This is a genomic window from Ruegeria sp. AL1, assembly GCF_056540905.1.
Map to the genome: position 1 here is coordinate 85,479 of NZ_JBQFXP010000010.1, position 18,499 is coordinate 103,977.

The following is an 18,499-nucleotide window of genomic DNA, read 5'->3' on the forward strand; positions in this document are numbered from 1 at the left end:
TTATCCATCCTTGTCCGTCCGGAACCACGATTCCGGATCTACGGGGCTGTTGTCTTGTCTTACCTCTATATAGAGCGTTTCTGACCGGTCAGTTCCAGTGCCATCACTGCTTGTTGACATAATAGCGCCAATTTCCGGGGATTCACCCGGCATCAATCCGACCGGAGAGCCTTGTGGGATCACCTGCCCCGGATGACCATAGACCTCTTGCATGCCGGAGAAAACAAACAGCAAGCCCGGTTGCGGTTCCAGAATGACCAGATTGCCAAGCTCCAGCAAGGGGCCGCGATAGCGGATCGTCGCAGCGGTGGGCGACACCACCAAAGCGCGGGGGCGGGTGCCCAGAACAAGGCCGGGGCGCGTGACCCCCGCCGCATCGGTCTCACCGGCCCGGTGCAGGACGATACCCTGCGTTGGCAGCGCGACCTGCCCTTTCAGGTCCGACACATCCGCATCGGTTTCGGCAATGTCGCCGTCGGAAATTTCAGAAAGACCACTGGCGAACCCGTCCAACGTCTCGGTCGAAGATATCAGGATCGCTGTGCGCACAGGGTCTTCGACAAACCGCCGTGGCAGATCTGTTCGATCCGCAATAGCGGCGCTCAGGCGTGTGCGGGCATCCTGCACGCCGGTCAGGCCTTCGGTCAGCGTGTCAGCGGCGCTTTGTTGCAGTTGCCGCAGCGTCTGCACCTCTTGCAGATCGGCGGCCAGGGCGCGGGCCTGTGCGTTCAGGCCAGGGGTGACCTCGGACAACATCATGCCCGTCCGCGCGGCCCCCAGCGGCCCTGAAGGATGCAACATCAGCACCGGAGGCGCGGTCGTTTCGATGGTCTGCAACACGCCCAGCAACTGCGCCACATCCTGTTCGCGGGCCTGCAACTCGGCGCTCAGCTGCGCCTCGCGCAGGGTGGCGCGGCGCAAACCGTCGCGCATGGCGGCGAGCCCGGCCTCATAGGCCTGTATCGTCTCGGTCAGGGCGCGCACCCTATCGCGGGCGCTGTCTGCGTCGGTCAGGGCGATCGAAGCTTGCTCGAGCATTTGCACCGCCTGCAACGCAGCCTCGGAAGGGCTTTGCTGCGCCATTGCGGACCATGGCCAGAGCAGGGTCAGGCAGAGCCAGAACGCCCTCATTTCAGCAGGCTTTCTCCGGTCATTTCCGGCGGTACGGGCAGGTTCATAAGCTGTAACAGCGTCGGGGCCAGATCGGCCAGCCGCCCGTCGCGCAGCCCGGCCCCTTTGGGTCCACCAACAAGCGCGACCGGGACGGGGTTCAGGGTGTGTGCCGTGTGCGGGCCGCCGGTTTCGGGATTGACCATCATCTCGCAATTGCCGTGATCGGCGGTGACGATCATCGCGCCACCGACCTGCCGCAGCGCCTCAACCACCTGCGCCAGACCCTGATCCACCGCCTCGCAAGCCTTGATCGCCGCCTGCAGATCGCCGGAATGGCCCACCATATCGGGGTTGGCATAGTTGGTGACGATCAGGTCATAGCCCTCATGGATCGCCCGAACGAATGCCTCTGTCACCTCAGCCGAGGACATCTCTGGCTGCAGATCATACGTCGCCACTTTGGGCGATTTCGGCATATGGCGATGCTCGCCCCCCTCGGGCTGCTCTTTGCCGCCGTTCAGGAAGAAGGTGACATGAGGGTATTTCTCGGTCTCGGCCAGTCGAAACTGGCGCAGGCCCTGTTTGGCAACCCATTCGCCCAGCGTGTTCACAATATCCCGCTTGGGGAAGACAGTGGTCATATAGGCATTGTGACCATCGGAATACTCAACCATGCCTAGCAACGCCGACAATCGCGGACGCGAACCGGTGTCGAAATCGGAAAAACCGGGCTCACCGATGGCGCGCAGAATCTCGCGGGCGCGGTCGGCGCGGAAGTTCAGGCAAAAGAACCCGTCGCCGTCTTTCAGACCTGCATATCCCTCAAGCACCGTAGGCGCGATGAACTCGTCGGTTTCGGATTGGTTATAGGCATGATCCACCGCGAAATGGGCGGTGTTTTCCACCCTGCCCTGCGCTTCGATCATGGCGTTATAAGCTTCGGCCACGCGGTCCCAACGGTTGTCACGGTCCATCGCAAAGTAGCGCCCGCAGACGGTGACGATCTTTGCGCCTTCGGGCAGGTGGCCTTCCAACTCGGCGATATAGGTGAATGCCGATTTCGGGGCCACATCGCGCCCATCGGTGATGGCGTGTAACGCCACCGGAACGCCCGCATCGGTGATGGCTTTGGCGGCGGCCACGATATGATCCAGATGCCCGTGCACCCCGCCATCCGAGACCAGCCCCATCAGATGCGCCGTACCGCCTGTGGCTTTGACCTTGGCGATAAATTCCTGCAGCGCGCCGTTGTCAAAGAATGAACCATCTTCGATGGCCAGATCGATCTGCCCCAGATCCATCGCCACCACGCGCCCTGCCCCGATATTCGTATGGCCGACTTCGGAATTGCCCATTTGACCGCTGGGCAGACCCACATCCGGCCCGTGCGTGATCAACTGCGCATGCGGGCTTTCCGCCATGATCGCATCGAAGGTCGGCGTGTTGGCCAGATGCGGCGCGTTGGCGGTTGTGTCGTCCGACAGGCCCCAACCATCGAGGATACACAGAACAACGGGTTTGGGGGCGGTCATGAAAGCTCTCCGAGTGCGGTGTTGCCATCTTCTACCCCCTGCCCGCGCAAGGTTGAACCGTCTTTTCAGTGTGCTGGCGCAGAATTAGTCCGGCTTGTAGTCGCCAAAAGGCCGCGCCTTTCGGTTACGGTACTTCACCGTCAGCTCCAGCGGCATATCGTTTTCGTCGTAAATGCCGATCACCACGCCGGTTCCCCGGCTTGATCCGCGCATATTCAACAACTGCTCTTCGGACCGCGTTGTGCGCTGCGATGGACGTCGCGCCCACGCGAACAGGTGGTCATACATCTCGGCAATGACCTCTGCGTGCTGGGCGCTTTCGCCCACATCCGTCAGTTCATTGGGATCATTCTCAAGATCGAACAACAGCGGGCGATATCCACCTTCACAATGAATCAGCTTCCATTTCTCGTTTGCGACCATGAACATGACCGCATCGCGCACCGAGACATTCAGCGCCTGCGCAATGGGCGAGGCGGAATAGTCGTATTCGCAAATCACCACATCGCGCGGGGTGCTGTTGGCCTGACCGCGCAGGATCGGCAGCAACGAATGCCCTTCAAGGATGTGCCCGGCGGGTTCTCCGCCCGCGATCTCCAGAAAGGTGGGGGCCAGATCGATGGATTCGACCAGCGCATCACAGGTGGTGCCGCGTGTGGCGTCGGCCTCGGGCGACGGATCGTAGATGATCAGGGGCATTCTGGTCGAGGCGTCGTGGAAGAAGGTCTTCTCTCCCATCCAGTGATCGCCCAGAAAATCCCCGTGGTCCGAGGTCAGCACGATCATCGTATCCTGCATCCGTCCGGCTTGTTCCATCCAGTCAAACAGCCGCCCCATCTGGTCATCGGCTTGTTTGATCAGGCCCATATAGGCGGGGATCACGGCCTCGCGCACATCCTGACGCGAGAAGGTCTGACCGATCTTCGTATCCATGAACGCCTTGAGCACCGGATGCGCGTTCTGCCGCTCGGCCTCGGACCGAACCACGGGCAAGACATGCTCGGGACCGTACATCGAGGCGTACGGTTCGGGCACGATATAGGGCCAATGCGGTTTGATATAGCTCAGGTGACAGCACCATGGCTCGTCATGGGTTTCCATGAACTCGATCCCACGGGTGGTCAGATAGGGCGTTTCGCTGTCTTCCTCGGCGATATTCGCCGCCTCGGAGGAGTTCTTCAGGAACCAGCCCGACAGCACGTTGCCATCCGCATCCAACCCTGAATTGGCGAAGTCATGCCACGGGTTGTCGCTCTCATACCCTTTGTCTTTGAGGTATTCATTGTATTTTTTGGCCCCGTCCGGGTCATAAAACCCATCTGGCCCTTCGGGGCGCATCCCGTCATCGCGTTCAAAGACGTCAAAGCCGCATTCGGCCACGCGCGCGCCGATCAGGCTGTCGGGTTCCAGACCCAGCCGGGCCATGCCTTCGGCATCGGCGCGCATATGGGTTTTGCCGACCAACCAGCAATCCATCCCCGCCTTGCGCAGGTGATCGCCCATCGTCATCTCTCCGACCTTCAGCGGGATGCCGTTCCATGACGCTCCGTGCGAATGCACATATCGCCCGGTATAGGTCGACATGCGGGAACTGCCGCAGATCGGAGACTGGATGTAGGCGCGGTCAAAACGTACGCCCATCGAGGCCAGACGGTCGATATTCGGCGTATGCAGATGCGGATGTCCGTAGCAGCTGAGGTAATCCCAGCGCAGTTGATCGAACATGATGAAGAGGATGTTCTTGGCTTTGCTCATGCCAAGAGGGGTATCCTAGCCTTCCATCTGTTGCAGCATCTTTTTCGCGCGCTTGCACTGCAACTGGTCTCGCAGGGGGCTGTCGGGGTCGATATCTTTCTGACAGACCACGCATTTGTCGGCACCCGAAATCGCATTCAGACCACCGCAGCTGCCCTTGATGGTTTTGCCCATCAGCATCACGCCCAAGGACATACCGACCATTATGATCAGCAAAATGACAAAAGCCAGAATAAAGGTGGTCATGTCAGGACAGGTCCTTCAGTTCGATCCCAGCAAGGTTTGAAACGCGCTGCTTTGTACCGTGATATAGGTTTCTTCGTCGCCTGTCACATCCCGCGAGATGAAAAACACGGCAAGTTTATGCTCCTCGGCCAGCTCCAGACCGGCCTCCTGCCCCAGCGCCAGCATCGCCGTGGCCCAGGCATCCGCCATCATGGCATTCTCGGCCAGCACCGTGACCGACGTCGTTCGGTGCGTGATAGGTCGCCCGGTGGTCGGATCGATTATGTGCGAGTATCGAACACCGTCCTGTTCAAAGAAATTCTTGTAATCCCCGGATGTGGCCATACCCAGATTGTCAAGTGGTACAACAAGTTGAATGGCTTGCACGCCTGCTTCGGGTTTTTCCACACCAATGCGCCAGCTTTCACCCTTGTCGTTTTCACCCATGGCCACCAGATCACCGCCGATCTCGACCATGTAGTTTTCAATCTCGGCCTCACGCAGGGTCCCGGCAACTGCGTCGATCCCATAGCCTTTGGCAATTGCGGACAGGTTTATCCCGACCGCCGGATCAGATTTGGTCAAAGTGCCCGCCACACGATCCAATGTGAGCAACCGCGCCTGACCAACCTTGCTCAATGCGGCCGCAATCTCTTCTTCCGCAGGCACCGGGTCTTCGGGTTTGCGCGGGCCAAAGCCCCAAAGTTCGATCAAAGGTCCCAAAGTCACGTCAAAAGTGCCGCCGGACTTCGCATGTACGTCATTGGCCGCCTCGATCACCAGCGCAAATTCGTCCGACACCGATTGGGCGTCAGTGCGATCCGAGGCAGAGAAGACAGACACTTCGGAATTTGGGTCCCAGTTGGACATTTTTGCATTCACATCCGCCAGGGTTTGATCCACTGCGCGGGCCAGCCCGGCCTCATCCAGATCGTCCCCAATGGCCGTGATGTTGAACGTGGTCCCCATTGTCTCGCCAGTCAGGCGCACGACGTCGGGTGCGCCGTCAAACCAGCATCCGGCGGTGATCAGAACCAAGGCAAAAACTGTCAGGTGACGCATAGGGCAACCTTTTGGAATAGTCGTGCCCGGCATATGCCAGCGCCCCTTTTCAGAGTCAAACGAAGCTCAGATTTTCAAGGGCAGAAACGCCAGAACGCACAGGCCGATTGCGGCCGGAATTCCGAACAACCAGGCCCGCTTCTGCCAACCCGGCGGCTGATTTTTCCATGCCATCCGGAAATTGTGACCACAGACGACGACGACAAAGAAGATCACAACGGCCACGGGTGGAGTCAGGTAGAGTTGGCTCAGCAGCGTAATCATCCTTACAATTTGACCGGGAAACAAAGGATTTCAAAATTGCACCCTATACAGCGCCTGCGCCTGCGGTAAGGTGGTTCCAACAGGCAGATCAAATGAAAAAGGAGATCGCTCATGGCTCCAAGCTCTTACCAGCCGCCCACACGGGGCGACAAGACCGATCCGGCAACCCGCAGTCAATCGGTCGAGACGAATTTGTCGCATTCGCATTCCACGGTCGCGAAACTTCTGGAAGGCAAAGGAGACGCGGTATTTTCCGTCCGACCCAATGACACGATCCACTCGGTGGTTGAGATTCTGAAAGAAAAACGCATCGGCGCCGTTGTTGTCACCGACCAGAACGGTGCGTTGCAGGGAATTCTGTCCGAGCGTGACATTGTGCGTCGGATGGCTGAAACGCCCGGCCAGACCCTGCCACAATCGGTCCAAGACCTGATGACCCGCGAGGTGAAATCCTGCGCCCCCGAAGATCCGTTGATGAGCGTGTTGAAAACCATGACCGAAGGCCGGTTTCGTCACATGCCGGTTTTGCGGGACGGCAATTTATGCGGTGTCATCACCATAGGCGATGTGGTCAATTTCCGCTTGAACGAGCTGGAATATGAAGCCCTGAAGATGAAGCAGATGATCGTGGGCTAAACCGGCCTGCTGCGGCGTCAGAAACAATGCCTGCGGCGACAGGCGCTTTGTGTGTAGAAACACTGATGTCGAAACACGGCTCGGGCAATTGCTGGCGGCGCACTTGACGGCGTGCCCGAGAACGTATCTGTGACAACAGAAGTTGCTCCAGCATCCGGGATGGCCATGAAACGAGTATTGATTACGGGAACCGCAGGGTTCATCGGGTTTCACCTTGCCAGATTGCTTCTTGCCGACGGGTTCCGTGTACATGGTTATGACGGAATGACCGACTACTATGACGTCGCACTCAAGCGCCGCCGCCATCAGATGCTGTTGCAGAACCCGGCCTTTTCGGCGACCGAGGATGTTCTGGAAAATCATGACCGGCTGACGCAGATCGGCGATGAGTTCGAACCCGATGTCATCATCCATCTCGCAGCTCAGGCCGGCGTGCGCTACAGCCTTGAAAACCCGCGCAGTTACGTCGATTCCAATGTAGTGGGCACGTTCAACGTGATGGAGCTTGCACGGCAGCATAACGTTGATCACCTGCTTATGGCCTCGACCTCGTCCATCTACGGTGCGAATGAGGACATGCCCTTTACCGAGGTCGACAAGGCCGATAATCAACTGACCATCTACGCCGCGACCAAAAAAGCGAATGAGGCGATGGGCCATTCCTACGCGCATCTGTGGAATTTGCCGACGACGATGTTTCGCTTTTTCACCGTCTACGGCACCTGGGGGCGGCCCGATCTGGCTTATTTCAAATTTGTCGATGCCATTCTGAACGAACGCCCCATCGATATCTATAATCACGGAGAAATGTACCGCGACTTCACCCATGTCGAAGACCTGGTGCGCGGCATCCGATTGCTGATCGATGTCCCTCCCGAACGTCCAAGCAGCTCTGATGAGATCGAAGAGGGCGACAGCCTGTCTCCGGTTGCACCGTATCGGGTCGTCAATATCGGCAATGGGGAAAAGGTGCGCCTGATGGATTTCATCGAAGCCATCGAAGAGGCGGTCGGGCAGAAAGCCATCCGAAACTACATGCCCATGCAACAGGGCGACGTACCTGCCACATGGGCTGACAACAGTCTGCTGCAGCGTCTGACCGGTTACCGACCCGAAACACAGCTGAAAGACGGTCTGGCGCAGTTCGTCGCCTGGTACCGGGACTACTACAACAAATGAAAACCGGCGCGTGTTGCGCCGGTTTCATCTGAATTATCCGCCGAAATCGTCCAGCATGATGTCTTCGCGGTCCACACCCAGATCCAACAGCATGTTGATGACCGACTGGTTCATGATCGGGGGGCCGCACATATAGTATTCGCAATCCTCGGGCGCCGGGTGGTTCTTGAGGTATTCCTCGAACAGAACATTGTGGATAAAGCCGGTATAGCCTTTCCAGTCATCCTCGGGCTGCGCGTCTGACAAGGCGACATGCCAGTCGAAATTGTCGAACTCTTTGGCCAGAGTGTCGAAATCCTCGACAAAGAACATCTCTTTCTTGGACCGCGCGCCGTACCAGAAGCTGATCTTGCGGTTGCGGTTCTCAAGGCGCTTGAGCTGGTCGAAGATGTGGCTGCGCATCGGCGCCATGCCCGCACCACCACCGATAAAGACCATCTCTTTCTCGGTTTCACGCGCAAAGAATTCACCAAACGGGCCCGAAATCGTAACCTTGTCGCCCGGCTTCAGGTTGAATATATACGACGACATCTGACCCGGTGGGATACCTTCGGAGCCCGGAGGCGGTGAGGCCACGCGGACGTTCAGCATGATCATGCCCTTCTCGTCCGGATAGTTGGCCATGGAATAGGCCCGTTCGATAGGTTCGCCCACGACGGATTTGTACTGCCACAGATTGAAGCGATCCCAATCCTCGCGGTACTCCTCTTCCACATCGAAATCTGTATATGCCAACTGGTGCGCAGGCGCTTCAATCTGAATGTAGCCACCGGCCCGGAAATTCACATCTTCGCCTTCGGGCAGGTCAAGCGTCAGGGCCTTGATGAAGGTCGCGACGTTTTCATTTGACCGGACGGTGCATTCCCATTTCTTGACACCAAAAACCTCTTCTGGGACTTCGATGTCCATGTCCTGCTTGACCGCGACCTGACAGGACAGGCGGTCGCCACAAGCAGCTTCACGCTTGGTGATATGGCTTTCCTCGGTGGGCAGGATCGACCCCCCGCCCGAATGCACTTTGACGCGGCATTGTGCGCAGGTGCCGCCACCGCCACAAGCCGAAGGCACGAACAGTTTCTCAGCCGCGAGCGTTTGCAACAGTTTGCCGCCTGCGGGCACAGATACCGTTTTTTCACCGTTGATGGTGATGTTGACATTCCCGGTTGAGACCAGTCGGGAGCGTGCAGCCATGATGATGGCTACCAACCCGATCACGATCAGGGTGAAGAGTGCGACGCCTAGAGTGAAAGTTTCCATCGACGCCTCCTTACAGCTTCACGCCCGAGAAGGACATGAAGGCCATTGCCATCAGACCTGCGGTAATGAAGGTGATCCCCAGCCCTTGCAGGCCATCAGGGATGTCCGAATACTTCAGCTTTTCGCGCACGCCCGCCATTGCGGTGATCGCCAGCGCCCAGCCAAAGCCCGAGGACAGGCCATAGGTGGTTGCCTCGGCAAAGTTGTAGTCACGCTCAACCATGAACAGAGAACCCCCGAGGATGGCGCAGTTCACGGTAATCAGCGGCAGGAAGATCCCCAGCGCGTTGTAGAGCGGAGGGAAGTATTTATCGAGCACCATCTCGAGGATCTGCACCATCGCTGCGATCACGCCGATGTACGAGATCAGGCCGAGGAAGGTTAGGTCCACATCCGGGAACCCCGCCCAGGCCAGCGCGCCGGGTTTCAGCAGATAGTTCAGCAGCAGGTTGTTCGCAGGCACGGTGATGGCCTGCACCACCATGACCGAAATCCCCAGACCAAGCGCGGTCGAAATCTTCTTGGACACGGCGATGAAGGTACACATCCCCAGAAAGAAGCTGAGCGCAAGGTTTTCGACAAAGATGGCCTTTACGGCCAGTGAAATCAGGGCTTCCATCAGTGCGCCTCTACCTGCTGGATTTTGTATTCACGTTCCTCAACCTGGTTCGGCTTCCATGTGCGGAAGGCCCAGATGATCAGACCAATGATGAAGAACGCCGACGGTGGCAGCAGCAGCATGCCGTTGGGCACATACCACCCGCCATTGTTGACGGTCTGCAGGATGGTCACGCCAAACAGCGAGCCCGCGCCGAACAGTTCCCGAATGAACCCGACCAGCAGCAGGATCAGGCCATAACCCATCCCGTTGCCCATCCCGTCGATGAAAGATGCGACCGGCGGATTTTTCATGGCAAACGCCTCGGCCCGGCCCATCACGATGCAGTTGGTGATGATAAGGCCGACGAAAACCGACAGAGTTTTCGAAATCTCAAAGGCGTATGCCTTGAGTATCTGATCCACCAGGATCACCAGCGAGGCGATGATGACCATCTGCACGATGATCCGGATCGAGCCCGGAATCTGGTTGCGCAGGCACGAGATGAAGAAGGACGAGAACGAGGTCACGAAGATCACCGCCAGCGCCATCACCATCGACACCTGCAGCGAGGATGTCACCGCCAGCGCCGAACAGATACCCAGCACCTGAAGCGTGATCGGATTGTTGTCGACAAGCGGGTCGACCAGCATCTCTTTTTTGGTCTGGGACATCAGATCTCTCCTGCTTGCAGATTGGCCAGGAATGGAGCGTAACCCGCATCGCCCATCCAGAACCGCACAAGGTTATCGACACCGACCGAGGTCAAAGTCGCACCGGCCAACGCATCAACGTAGAAGTCAGGACCTGCCGCAGGCTGCGACTTGGCAACGGTGATCTGCAGATCACCCGCGTCATCGCGCAGCCGCTTGCCGTTCCACAGCGCCTTCCAGCGCGGGTTGTCCACTTCGGCCCCAAGACCGGGTGTTTCGCCATGCTGATAGAATTGCAGGCCGTAAATGTCGTTGCCGTTGTTTTCCAACGCAATGAAACCATAGAGCGTGGACCAAAGGCCGTACCCGTGCAGCGGCAGGATCACCTTGTCCAACTCTCCCGCATCGTCGCGCAGCAGATAGATCACGCGATATCTGGACTTGCGTCCGATCCCGGCCGGGTCATCATCCAGCGCGACGCTGAGGTCCGGATCGCTGGCGGCTGCGAGATCGTCGAACGTAGCCGGATCGAACTGATCATCGACGAATTTGCCGGTTTCCAACTCAAGCACATGCGGCTCGAACGCGGCAAAAGCCTCGGTCACGTCGATACCGGGCTCATAAACACCTGCCACCTGCAGAACGTTGACCTGCTTGTCTTTCAGCGCATTTGCTTCCTGCACCGGACGCAGGCTGACTGCGGCTGCCGAAACGACCATCGAGGCCACCAAGCACACAGCAACAGCGATGATGATGGTCTTGCTGACCGAATCCGGCGAGGCCGCCAGAAACTTGGCAAACGCGCCCTTGGGGGCCTCGTTTTGATCCGGGGATTGCGTATCAGACATGGCGACGCGCCCTCCGTTTGATGTTGGCTTGCACGACGAAATAGTCGATCAGCGGCGCAAAGACGTTGCCGAACAAGATTGCCAGCATCATGCCCTCGGGGAAAGCGGGGTTAATGACGCGGATCATCACAACCATGACACCGATCAGCGCGCCGTAGATATAGCGGCCCAGGTTGGTGTGGCTGGCGGAAACGGGCTCGGTCACCATGAAGGCCAGACCGAAGGCGTAGCCACCCAGAACGATGTGCCAGTACCACGGCATTGCGAACATCGGGTTGGTGTCGGACCCGATCAGATTCAGCAGTAGTGAAAAGCCGATGGTTCCGGCCAGACAGCCCACAATCAAGCGGAAGTTGGCGATCTTGGTTGTCAAAAGGAAGGCCAGACCAATCATACAAGCCAGTGTCGAAGTTTCCCCGAAGCTGCCCTGAATCGTTCCGAAAAACGCGCTTGCCCAGGTGATGCCTTCACTCGCCAACGCCTGAACGCCCTGTGCAGCAGTCACACCCAGCGCTGTCGCGCCAGAGAACCCGTCTACCGGCGTCCAGACCGAATCTCCGGACATGCTGGCCGGATAAGCGAAGTACAGGAACGCCCGCCCAACCAGCGCGGGGTTTAGGAAGTTCTTGCCAGTGCCGCCGAATACCTCTTTGCCGATGACGACACCAAAGATGATCCCCAGCGCCACCTGCCAAAGAGGCGTGGTAGCGGGCAGGATCAGCGTGTAAAGCATTGAGGTCACAAGGAAACCTTCGTTCACCTCGTGCCCACGCACTGTGGCAAAGATGACCTCGAATATACCACCCGCGACCAGTGTCGTGATGTAGATCGGCAGGAAATACAGCAACCCATGTATCACATTGGCAAACAGGCTTTCAGGGTTCAGCGAAATGCCAAACATCTGCAGCAGAGTAATCCGCCAGCCTGTTGCCGCATCCGGCCCCAGCGTCGCGATTGCCGAGTTGGCCTGATAGCCGGTGTTCCACATCCCCCACAGAATACAGGGGATCGTCGCGATCACGACATATGTCATGATCCGCTTCATATCCACGTAAGACCGCGCATGCGGCGCGACGGTGGTGACAGTTTTCGGTGTGTAGATAAAGCTTTCGACCATCTCGTAGATGGGGAAATACTTCTCGTACTTGCCGCCCTTGGTAAAGTTCGGCTCAATCCGGTCAAAGAAGCTGCGCAGACCCATGTGGCTTAGCCCTCCTTCTCAATCTTGGTCAGGCAGTCGCGCAGCGCCAGCCCGTATTCATATTTCGCCGGGCAGGCAAAGCCCACAAGGCCCAGATCTTCTTCGTCCAGTTCCAGCGCCCCCAGCGCCTGCGCCGTGTCGGTGTCCATCACCAAAAGCGCGCGCAGCAGTTGCGTGGGCAGATAGTCCTGCGGCATCAGCTCCTCGAACACGCCGGTCGGCACCATCGCACGGCGACCTCCGTTCAGGTTCGACGTGAAGGCGTAGAGTTTCTTGGCAAATGCCGACCCCAACACCGGCTGGACTGAGTATTTCGACGGCATAGGAAGAATCCAACCCAGCGTGATCTGGTCATGATCTTCACGAATAATCGCAACTTGCCGCGCAAAGCGGCCAAGATATGCCGTTGGGCCCTCGGCGTGACGTCCGGACAGGATCGAGCCGGAAATAATCCGCGCAGTCCCATCAACATCGACCTCATCACGGGTCAGATCGTCCGTTGACGCCCCCATTACGGTGCGAATCAATCGCGGCTGGCGGGCACCCGGTCCGGCCAGTGCAATCACGATATTGGGATCCAGATGGCCGGTCTGCATCAGACGACCAATGGCGATCACGTCCTGATAACCGATGGTCCAGACCTGCTTGTCCCCGGCCAGAGGTTCGAGGAAGTGAATATGTGTTCCGGCCAGGCCCGAGGGGTGAGGACCAGAAAACGCCGCAGCTTCGACGCCTTGCAAATCGGCACCGGGAATCGATGCACCTTCCTGATGACACAGGTATGTCCTGCCCTCGGTCAACTGCGATACGGCAGCCAGCCCGGCAGCGAACGCCTCGCTGGCATCGCCAATGATCAGCGCTGCGTCCCCCGCCAGCGGATCACTGTCCATCGCGGTGACAAAAATAGCGGCAGGCTTGGTGCCCGGTTCAGGCATCTTGGAATAGGGTCTGGTGCGGAACGACGTCCACAGACCCGCAGCGCAAAGCTTGGCCGTAATCCCTTCGGCACTGTCAGCATCGCCAATGGCAGAGAAATCGACGCCAGCGTCATTGGCGTCCGAAACCTCGATCACCACACTCTGCAACACCCGGCGGGCGCCGCGGTTGATCGCCACGACCTTTCCGCTCAGCGGCGCAACCATCATCGCATCGGGCGCATCCTTGTGGCAGAACAGCGGTGTGCCACGTTGAACCTCGTCGCCTTCCTGCACCAGCATCTTCGGCTTCAGACCAATGTAATCCGCGCCCAGAACGGCAACAGATGTAAATTCTGGTCCCGGTTGAATCTTCTGTTCCGGCGCACCTTGCACCGGCAGTTCCAACCCTTTTTTCAGTTTGAAAGTTTGCATGTCGCTACGGTCTTCCAAGCCTCTTTCCTGCACCACGTCGCCTCGGCCCCGGCATCGTGGCACAAAACGGCATCAACGCGTAAGCCTTTGAGCGAGAAAAAGTGCACAAGCACCCGTACCCGACCGAAAGCCCTCCAATGATCAGAGACCCTTTACGCGGGGACGGCTCCAAACGCAAACCTGTTACCGCTCAAACCAATCTGTCGGGCGCAATTATCGCAGGCACACCCGGTCATCCGCCGAGTCAATTTGCTTATCGCGCCGGGAATCGTTCCGGTGTAAGCAATCGAAATGGAACAGACCGACACATTAGGCATCTTCTTGATAGCAACACCTGGCCTGGAGGCCCCATTGCTGGCCGAGGCTGTCGAACAGGGGTTCTCACAGTCGAAAATCGGACCAGGTGGCGTCACGTGCCGGGGGACCTGGGCGGATGTCTGGCGCGCAAACTTGTGCCTGCGCGGCGCAAACAAGGTTCTGGTACGTCTGGGCAGTTTTCCTGCCGTGCATCTGGCGCAACTGGACAAGCGATTGCGCAAGTTTCCATGGGCCGACACCCTGCGCCCCGATATCCCTGTGAAGGTCGAGGCCGTTTGCCGCAAGTCGCGAATCTATCACGCCGGAGCCGCGAAACAACGGGTTGAAGGCGCAATTTCGGAAACGCTTGGCGCTCCAATCTCAAACGATGCTCGCCTGCGTGTTCTGTTGCGCATCGAAAAGGACATCTGCACTATCTCGGTCGACAGCTCAGGAGACCCCCTTCATAAGCGCGGTCACAAATCCGCAACCGCCAAAGCCCCCATGCGCGAGACGATGGCGGCTATGTTCTTGCGCGATTGCGGCTTTTCTGGGCACGAACCCGTTCTCGATCCGATGTGCGGCTCGGGCACCTTCGTGATCGAAGCCGCCGAGATTGCGTGCGGATTACGTCCCGGCAGATCCCGGAGCTTCGCATTTGAAGATCTGGTGGGATTCGATGCTGAGGCTTGGTCTGAGATGACTGCCAGTAACACGCAGAGCGCATCTGACTTCCGTTTTTATGGATCCGACAGAAACAGTGGCGCGATTGACGCTGCAACCGCCAATGCAAGCCGCGCTGGCGTAACAGAGGTCGTGCAATTCCATCAACGATCTGTCAGTGACATCAAACCCCCTTCCGGGCCAGTCGGACTGGTCATCGTCAACCCGCCTTACGGCGCGCGCATTGGTGACGAAAAGCGTCTGCGTTCGCTATACGGAAGCCTTGGAAAGGTTTTGCTGAGCCGCTTTCAGGGCTGGCGCGTTGGCATCGTGACCAGTAACCACTCCCTCGCCCGCGCCACACACCTGCCCTTGCTTGCACCCGGTCCAATCGTTGACCATGGTGGCACCAAGGTCAGATTGCATAGAACAGAGGTGCTAAGCTGAGCTCGCAATTCACGACCATTTAAACCCACGGCGAACTTCAAGCCTGAGCCCTCCTTTCGGTTATGCCTAAACCAGAATCCCTCTTGCGCATCCCATTCCCCGGGTATAGATCACCCGCCACGGTCGGAGTGTAGCTCAGCCTGGTAGAGCACTGTCTTCGGGAGGCAGGGGTCGGAGGTTCGAATCCTCTCACTCCGACCAATAAAATCAGTCAGTTAATTGCGAATGAGCCGCGCCATTGCTGCAGCTTGCCCGGATTTTGTCCGGATTATTCTGTTTTCGAGGTCTGGTTTCCGCCGAAAAGTGAAAGAAAAACCGCTGAGGGGGCGGCCACCCACCTCAACGGCAATGCAAATCTATCTGCACGAACAGAATACCAAATTCGCAGCCGGTCCGCAATCGCGGGAGGCGCATATGTCTAGGCTCAATCGCTTTGAATGGCTCAAGGCCGTCCTGCAATGCGCTGACCTCAACTCGTCAACTAAGGCAGTTGCCTCAGCGCTTTCGGTACAGTTCGCCAACGACAGGACCGGCCAACTCAATCCCTCACTAAAAACGCTTGATGAGTTCCTGGTCGGAATGTCGCTAGCAACCATCAAACGTTGCCTCAAACAGCTTGTCGAGTTTGGTTGGCTGTTTCGAACTGAAGGGCGTGGGGCAGGCAATCACACAGAATACGACCTTCGCTCCCCAACAAAAATCATCCCGTTTCGCCAGAGGAAAAAGGATGCACCGGTGAGCCTTTCGGAAGGGCAAAAGGGTTCACCCGTGACAGGCAAAGGGCGCATGGGTGATCTTTCCTATATAAAGAAAGAACCATCTAAAGAACAAAACCCCGCGCTTGAACCGGATCTGCCGGATGGAGGGCCATCCGACTCGGCGCGCGTGGGGTGCGCGCAACCCGTCTTCGTCTCGCGCCAATCTTTCGGCTGCCGCCAATGGGAGCAGTTCACCGAACAAATGTTTGGTGCTTGGATCGACCGGGTACTTCCTGAAGCCATCGAAAACAACGAGCGCGGTTACTGGCTCCCCGGCAGGTTCCCCCCAACGAACAAAAACGAGTGGCCCACGTTGCGCAGTTGGCTCCTCACCGAAGGCTGGACTCTGTTTGTACCATCGAAGCAGGAGCTGTGCCATGCGGTCTGAGCAAAGAGCAAGGCGACCCATGTCATACGCTGGCGCTGCTAACACGGGACCTTGCGAGGGGTGGCAAGCCTCCCCTTCGAACCCCTCCGACGGAGGCACGCCCCTCGCCAAAGCGCCGCTCACCGAGACATTCGTCTTTCGATGTAGCGTTGCTGAGAAGGCAGAGCTTCGCGCCAAAGCCGAAGCTGCCGGAGTGTCCGCCGCGACCCTCTTGCGCGAAACCTTGGGTTTGACGGAAGCACGTCGTCGCAAGCCTGCGCCTCGCGTTGACCCCGCTCTGGTCCTGACGCTTGGACGCATCGGCGGTAACCTAAACCAGATTGCGCGGTTTGTGAATCGGGCGCTTCTGGTTGGTCGGGTTGACCTGGATGCGATGGTCGTGGCCCGACAATTGGTTATGATTGAACGCCAGCTTGCCAAGATCCTTCATGAGGCACGGAAATGCTGATCAAGTTCTTTCCCAACGGCAAAGGCGCGGGTGCTGGTCCAGTTGGCTATCTCGTCACGCGTCAGGTCTTGGCCTATGACGCCAATCGCGATCTAATCTTCGATGCTGATGGCCAGCCCGAGAAGATCATACGCGATCCTTTGCCTGACGTGCTGCGCGGCGATCCCGCCCGCACCGAGGCCCTAATCGACGCCAGTCGCAATCAGTGGACCTACCGCTCGGGAGTCATCAGCTTTGCCAGCGAGGATGCACCTACCGAAGCCCAGCAGGTCGAAGTCATGAACGCCTTCGAGGCACTGGCATTCGCTGGTATGGACAGTGAGCAATTCGACTTGCTCTGGGTCCGGCATAGCCACGAAGACCGCGTTGAACTGCATTTCTGTACGCCGCGTTTGGAGCTGACAACCGGTAAGAGCCTCAACATTGCGCCACCTGGCTATCAGACAGCCTATGACAGTCTGCGCGACCTTATGAACAAGACGCATGACTGGGCCGATCCGATGGATCTGGAACGCGCACAGGAGGTTCAAGCCACCGTTGAGGCCCCAACTAGGGCGCAGGGCCGCGAAGAACTGCACGAATGGATCTTAGACCAGATCAGCATCGGCACCATCACCAACCGCGCAAGCATGGTCGATGCTCTGACCGACGCAGGTTTCGATATCCCCCGCGTAAGCAAAAATTACATCACCGCTAAAGACCCCGACACAGGCGAACGCTGGCGATTGAAAGGAGAGATTTTCCATGACGACTGGCAAGCCGACCCGGCTGAGCGAGAAATTGAACGCGGACTTGGACAAGATCCGAAAAGAGCACGCCGCCTTGATGGATTCTCAATTGCAGAGCTTCAGGACCGATATTCAAGCATGTGTAACACTCGCGCGGAATACAATCGAAGCCGATACCCGCACGTTTTTGGATTGGAGCGGGACGACCTGGCAGAGTCACATCGACAAGATCAAATTCCTAATTCAGATCTCACCTTGGGCGGTGATAACGGCCTGTATGGTGTTGATCGCAGCAACCTTAGGACTGACTTTTCTGTGGAGCTGGAAACTCTCAACGATAGCCACCTCGACACAGCTAGAGAGATTGGGCATCCAGACGGTAATTCACGAGGGAGCGACTTATTTGATCCTGCCGCCAGAAACATCAAGCATGCGCACCTGTTCGGTGGCGAGCCGATTGGTTTCCTGCATCAGAGTGGAGCCGAACTAGATGGATCAACCCCTGACAGCCTTGGAGCGAGATTTGCTCGCGTGCGTCGAGCAGTTGGTGACGGCTTGCGAGACCTCCGCCAAGGAATTGCGCAATTTGGAAGAACGCTCGACGACCGGGATCGAGGCCAGACTAAATGGCTTAACGCAGTGCATCGAGCTGCTGATGAAATCACATCTCAAGTCCGTAGCTACATTGGCCGACTTGCTGACCGAAGAACAGAACTACACGACGCTGGAAGAGAACTTGCAGACCAGTTTGAAGCTAGCGAGGGACGCCGAAACTCTGCTGCAAGAGAGCCGAATCATGGGCTGCTTGAACGAGACCAAGACTACGGCTTCCATCTTTGATCTGAAGGAATGATCATGCCCCCGAATCACGAACGCTTCACCATGAGCTTTCGCCAATCCTGCGACTGTGGGATTGACTACAGAGAGTTTGAAAGAGTCGACTCGCTACCGACAGGCATTCCACTTGTTGCAATTGCAGGGGTTTGGGGCGATTGCTACAACTTACGGTGTCTGTTTATGGACATTGACGGAAATCAGTATTTGCGGAATGTGTTCGGGACCAAAAACGGCTACTTGATACCAGAACTTGGGGTCGAT

At 57.8% G+C, this 18,499-nt stretch carries 17 protein-coding genes and 1 tRNA gene; 7 read left to right on the forward strand and 11 right to left on the reverse strand.

The genetic code is table 11. From position 1 onward, the window contains the following. The 5 genes from ACRZ9X_RS16345 to ACRZ9X_RS16365 all read right to left on the reverse strand — a co-directional run bounded on the left by ACRZ9X_RS16345 (window position 1) and on the right by ACRZ9X_RS16365 (window position 5,687). Window positions 1-1,131, reverse strand: coding sequence for a murein hydrolase activator EnvC family protein (locus ACRZ9X_RS16345; RefSeq protein ID WP_480520758.1), 1,131 nt, complete (start codon window positions 1,129-1,131; stop codon window positions 1-3). After that, window positions 1,128-2,645 (reverse strand): 2,3-bisphosphoglycerate-independent phosphoglycerate mutase, encoded by a 1,518-nt coding sequence (gene gpmI / locus ACRZ9X_RS16350; protein ID WP_480520760.1) that lies wholly within the window; start codon window positions 2,643-2,645, stop codon window positions 1,128-1,130. Before gpmI ends, ACRZ9X_RS16345 begins: the two co-directional genes overlap by 4 nt. 84 nt (window positions 2,646-2,729) lie before the next feature. Next, window positions 2,730-4,400 carry a sulfatase-like hydrolase/transferase gene (locus tag ACRZ9X_RS16355; RefSeq protein WP_480520762.1) on the reverse strand — a complete coding sequence of 557 codons (1,671 nt, stop codon included), beginning with the start codon at window positions 4,398-4,400 and terminating at the stop codon, window positions 2,730-2,732. A 15-nt stretch (window positions 4,401-4,415) separates the two neighbouring features. Continuing rightward, the gene (gene nqrM / locus ACRZ9X_RS16360; protein ID WP_480520764.1) at window positions 4,416-4,646 is read right to left on the reverse strand and encodes a (Na+)-NQR maturation NqrM; all 231 of its coding nucleotides are present in this window, start codon (window positions 4,644-4,646) and stop codon (window positions 4,416-4,418) included. A 15-nt stretch (window positions 4,647-4,661) separates the two neighbouring features. Beyond that, window positions 4,662-5,687 carry an FAD:protein FMN transferase gene (locus ACRZ9X_RS16365; RefSeq protein WP_480520766.1) on the reverse strand — a complete coding sequence of 342 codons (1,026 nt, stop codon included), beginning with the start codon at window positions 5,685-5,687 and terminating at the stop codon, window positions 4,662-4,664. A 375-nt stretch (window positions 5,688-6,062) separates the two neighbouring features. Here ACRZ9X_RS16365 and ACRZ9X_RS16370 point away from each other — a divergent pair, with 375 nt between their 5' ends. After that, on the forward strand, window positions 6,063-6,587 hold the full coding sequence (locus ACRZ9X_RS16370) for a CBS domain-containing protein (protein ID WP_480520768.1): 525 nt from the start codon (window positions 6,063-6,065) through the stop codon (window positions 6,585-6,587). Between the two features lie 165 nt (window positions 6,588-6,752). Next, on the forward strand, window positions 6,753-7,766 hold the full coding sequence (locus ACRZ9X_RS16375; protein ID WP_480520770.1) for an NAD-dependent epimerase/dehydratase family protein: 1,014 nt from the start codon (window positions 6,753-6,755) through the stop codon (window positions 7,764-7,766). A 33-nt stretch (window positions 7,767-7,799) separates the two neighbouring features. Here the strand turns inward: ACRZ9X_RS16375 and nqrF are convergent, their stop codons facing one another. From nqrF to ACRZ9X_RS16405, 6 genes are read right to left on the reverse strand one after another with little or no spacing between them, the layout of a single operon-like run. Beyond that, complete coding sequence (gene nqrF / locus ACRZ9X_RS16380) at window positions 7,800-9,023, reverse strand: NADH:ubiquinone reductase (Na(+)-transporting) subunit F (protein ID WP_480520772.1); 1,224 nt, start codon at window positions 9,021-9,023, stop codon at window positions 7,800-7,802. 10 nt (window positions 9,024-9,033) lie between these two features. After that, window positions 9,034-9,642, reverse strand: a complete 609-nt coding sequence (nqrE, locus tag ACRZ9X_RS16385) for an NADH:ubiquinone reductase (Na(+)-transporting) subunit E (RefSeq protein WP_480520774.1) — start codon at window positions 9,640-9,642, stop codon at window positions 9,034-9,036. Beyond that, window positions 9,642-10,295, reverse strand: coding sequence for an NADH:ubiquinone reductase (Na(+)-transporting) subunit D (locus ACRZ9X_RS16390; RefSeq protein WP_170710614.1), 654 nt, complete (start codon window positions 10,293-10,295; stop codon window positions 9,642-9,644). Before ACRZ9X_RS16390 ends, nqrE begins: the two co-directional genes overlap by 1 nt. After that, window positions 10,295-11,122 carry a Na(+)-translocating NADH-quinone reductase subunit C gene (locus ACRZ9X_RS16395; protein WP_480520776.1) on the reverse strand — a complete coding sequence of 276 codons (828 nt, stop codon included), beginning with the start codon at window positions 11,120-11,122 and terminating at the stop codon, window positions 10,295-10,297. Before ACRZ9X_RS16395 ends, ACRZ9X_RS16390 begins: the two co-directional genes overlap by 1 nt. Further along, the gene (locus ACRZ9X_RS16400) at window positions 11,115-12,323 is read right to left on the reverse strand and encodes an NADH:ubiquinone reductase (Na(+)-transporting) subunit B (protein ID WP_480520777.1); all 1,209 of its coding nucleotides are present in this window, start codon (window positions 12,321-12,323) and stop codon (window positions 11,115-11,117) included. Before ACRZ9X_RS16400 ends, ACRZ9X_RS16395 begins: the two co-directional genes overlap by 8 nt. A 5-nt stretch (window positions 12,324-12,328) precedes the next feature. Then, window positions 12,329-13,672 carry a Na(+)-translocating NADH-quinone reductase subunit A gene (locus ACRZ9X_RS16405; RefSeq protein ID WP_480520990.1) on the reverse strand — a complete coding sequence of 448 codons (1,344 nt, stop codon included), beginning with the start codon at window positions 13,670-13,672 and terminating at the stop codon, window positions 12,329-12,331. A gap of 291 nt (window positions 13,673-13,963) precedes the next feature. On the opposite strand from ACRZ9X_RS16405, the gene ACRZ9X_RS16410 reads away from it, so the two are divergent. The 5 genes from ACRZ9X_RS16410 to ACRZ9X_RS16430 all read left to right on the forward strand — a co-directional run bounded on the left by ACRZ9X_RS16410 (window position 13,964) and on the right by ACRZ9X_RS16430 (window position 18,241). After that, window positions 13,964-15,079 (forward strand): THUMP domain-containing class I SAM-dependent RNA methyltransferase, encoded by a 1,116-nt coding sequence (locus ACRZ9X_RS16410; RefSeq protein ID WP_480520779.1) that lies wholly within the window; start codon window positions 13,964-13,966, stop codon window positions 15,077-15,079. Window positions 15,080-15,203: 124 nt separating this feature from the next. Then, window positions 15,204-15,280, forward strand: a tRNA-Pro gene (locus ACRZ9X_RS16415). A gap of 24 nt (window positions 15,281-15,304) precedes the next feature. After that, window positions 15,305-16,225, forward strand: a complete 921-nt coding sequence (locus ACRZ9X_RS16420) for a hypothetical protein (protein ID WP_480520781.1) — start codon at window positions 15,305-15,307, stop codon at window positions 16,223-16,225. Between the two features lie 19 nt (window positions 16,226-16,244). Then, window positions 16,245-16,673, forward strand: a complete 429-nt coding sequence (locus ACRZ9X_RS16425; RefSeq protein WP_480520783.1) for a plasmid mobilization protein — start codon at window positions 16,245-16,247, stop codon at window positions 16,671-16,673. After that, entirely contained in the window at window positions 16,667-18,241 is a 1,575-nt protein-coding gene (locus ACRZ9X_RS16430) for a relaxase family protein (protein WP_480520785.1), read from the forward strand. Before ACRZ9X_RS16425 ends, ACRZ9X_RS16430 begins: the two co-directional genes overlap by 7 nt. Window positions 18,242-18,499: the final 258 nt, after the last annotated feature.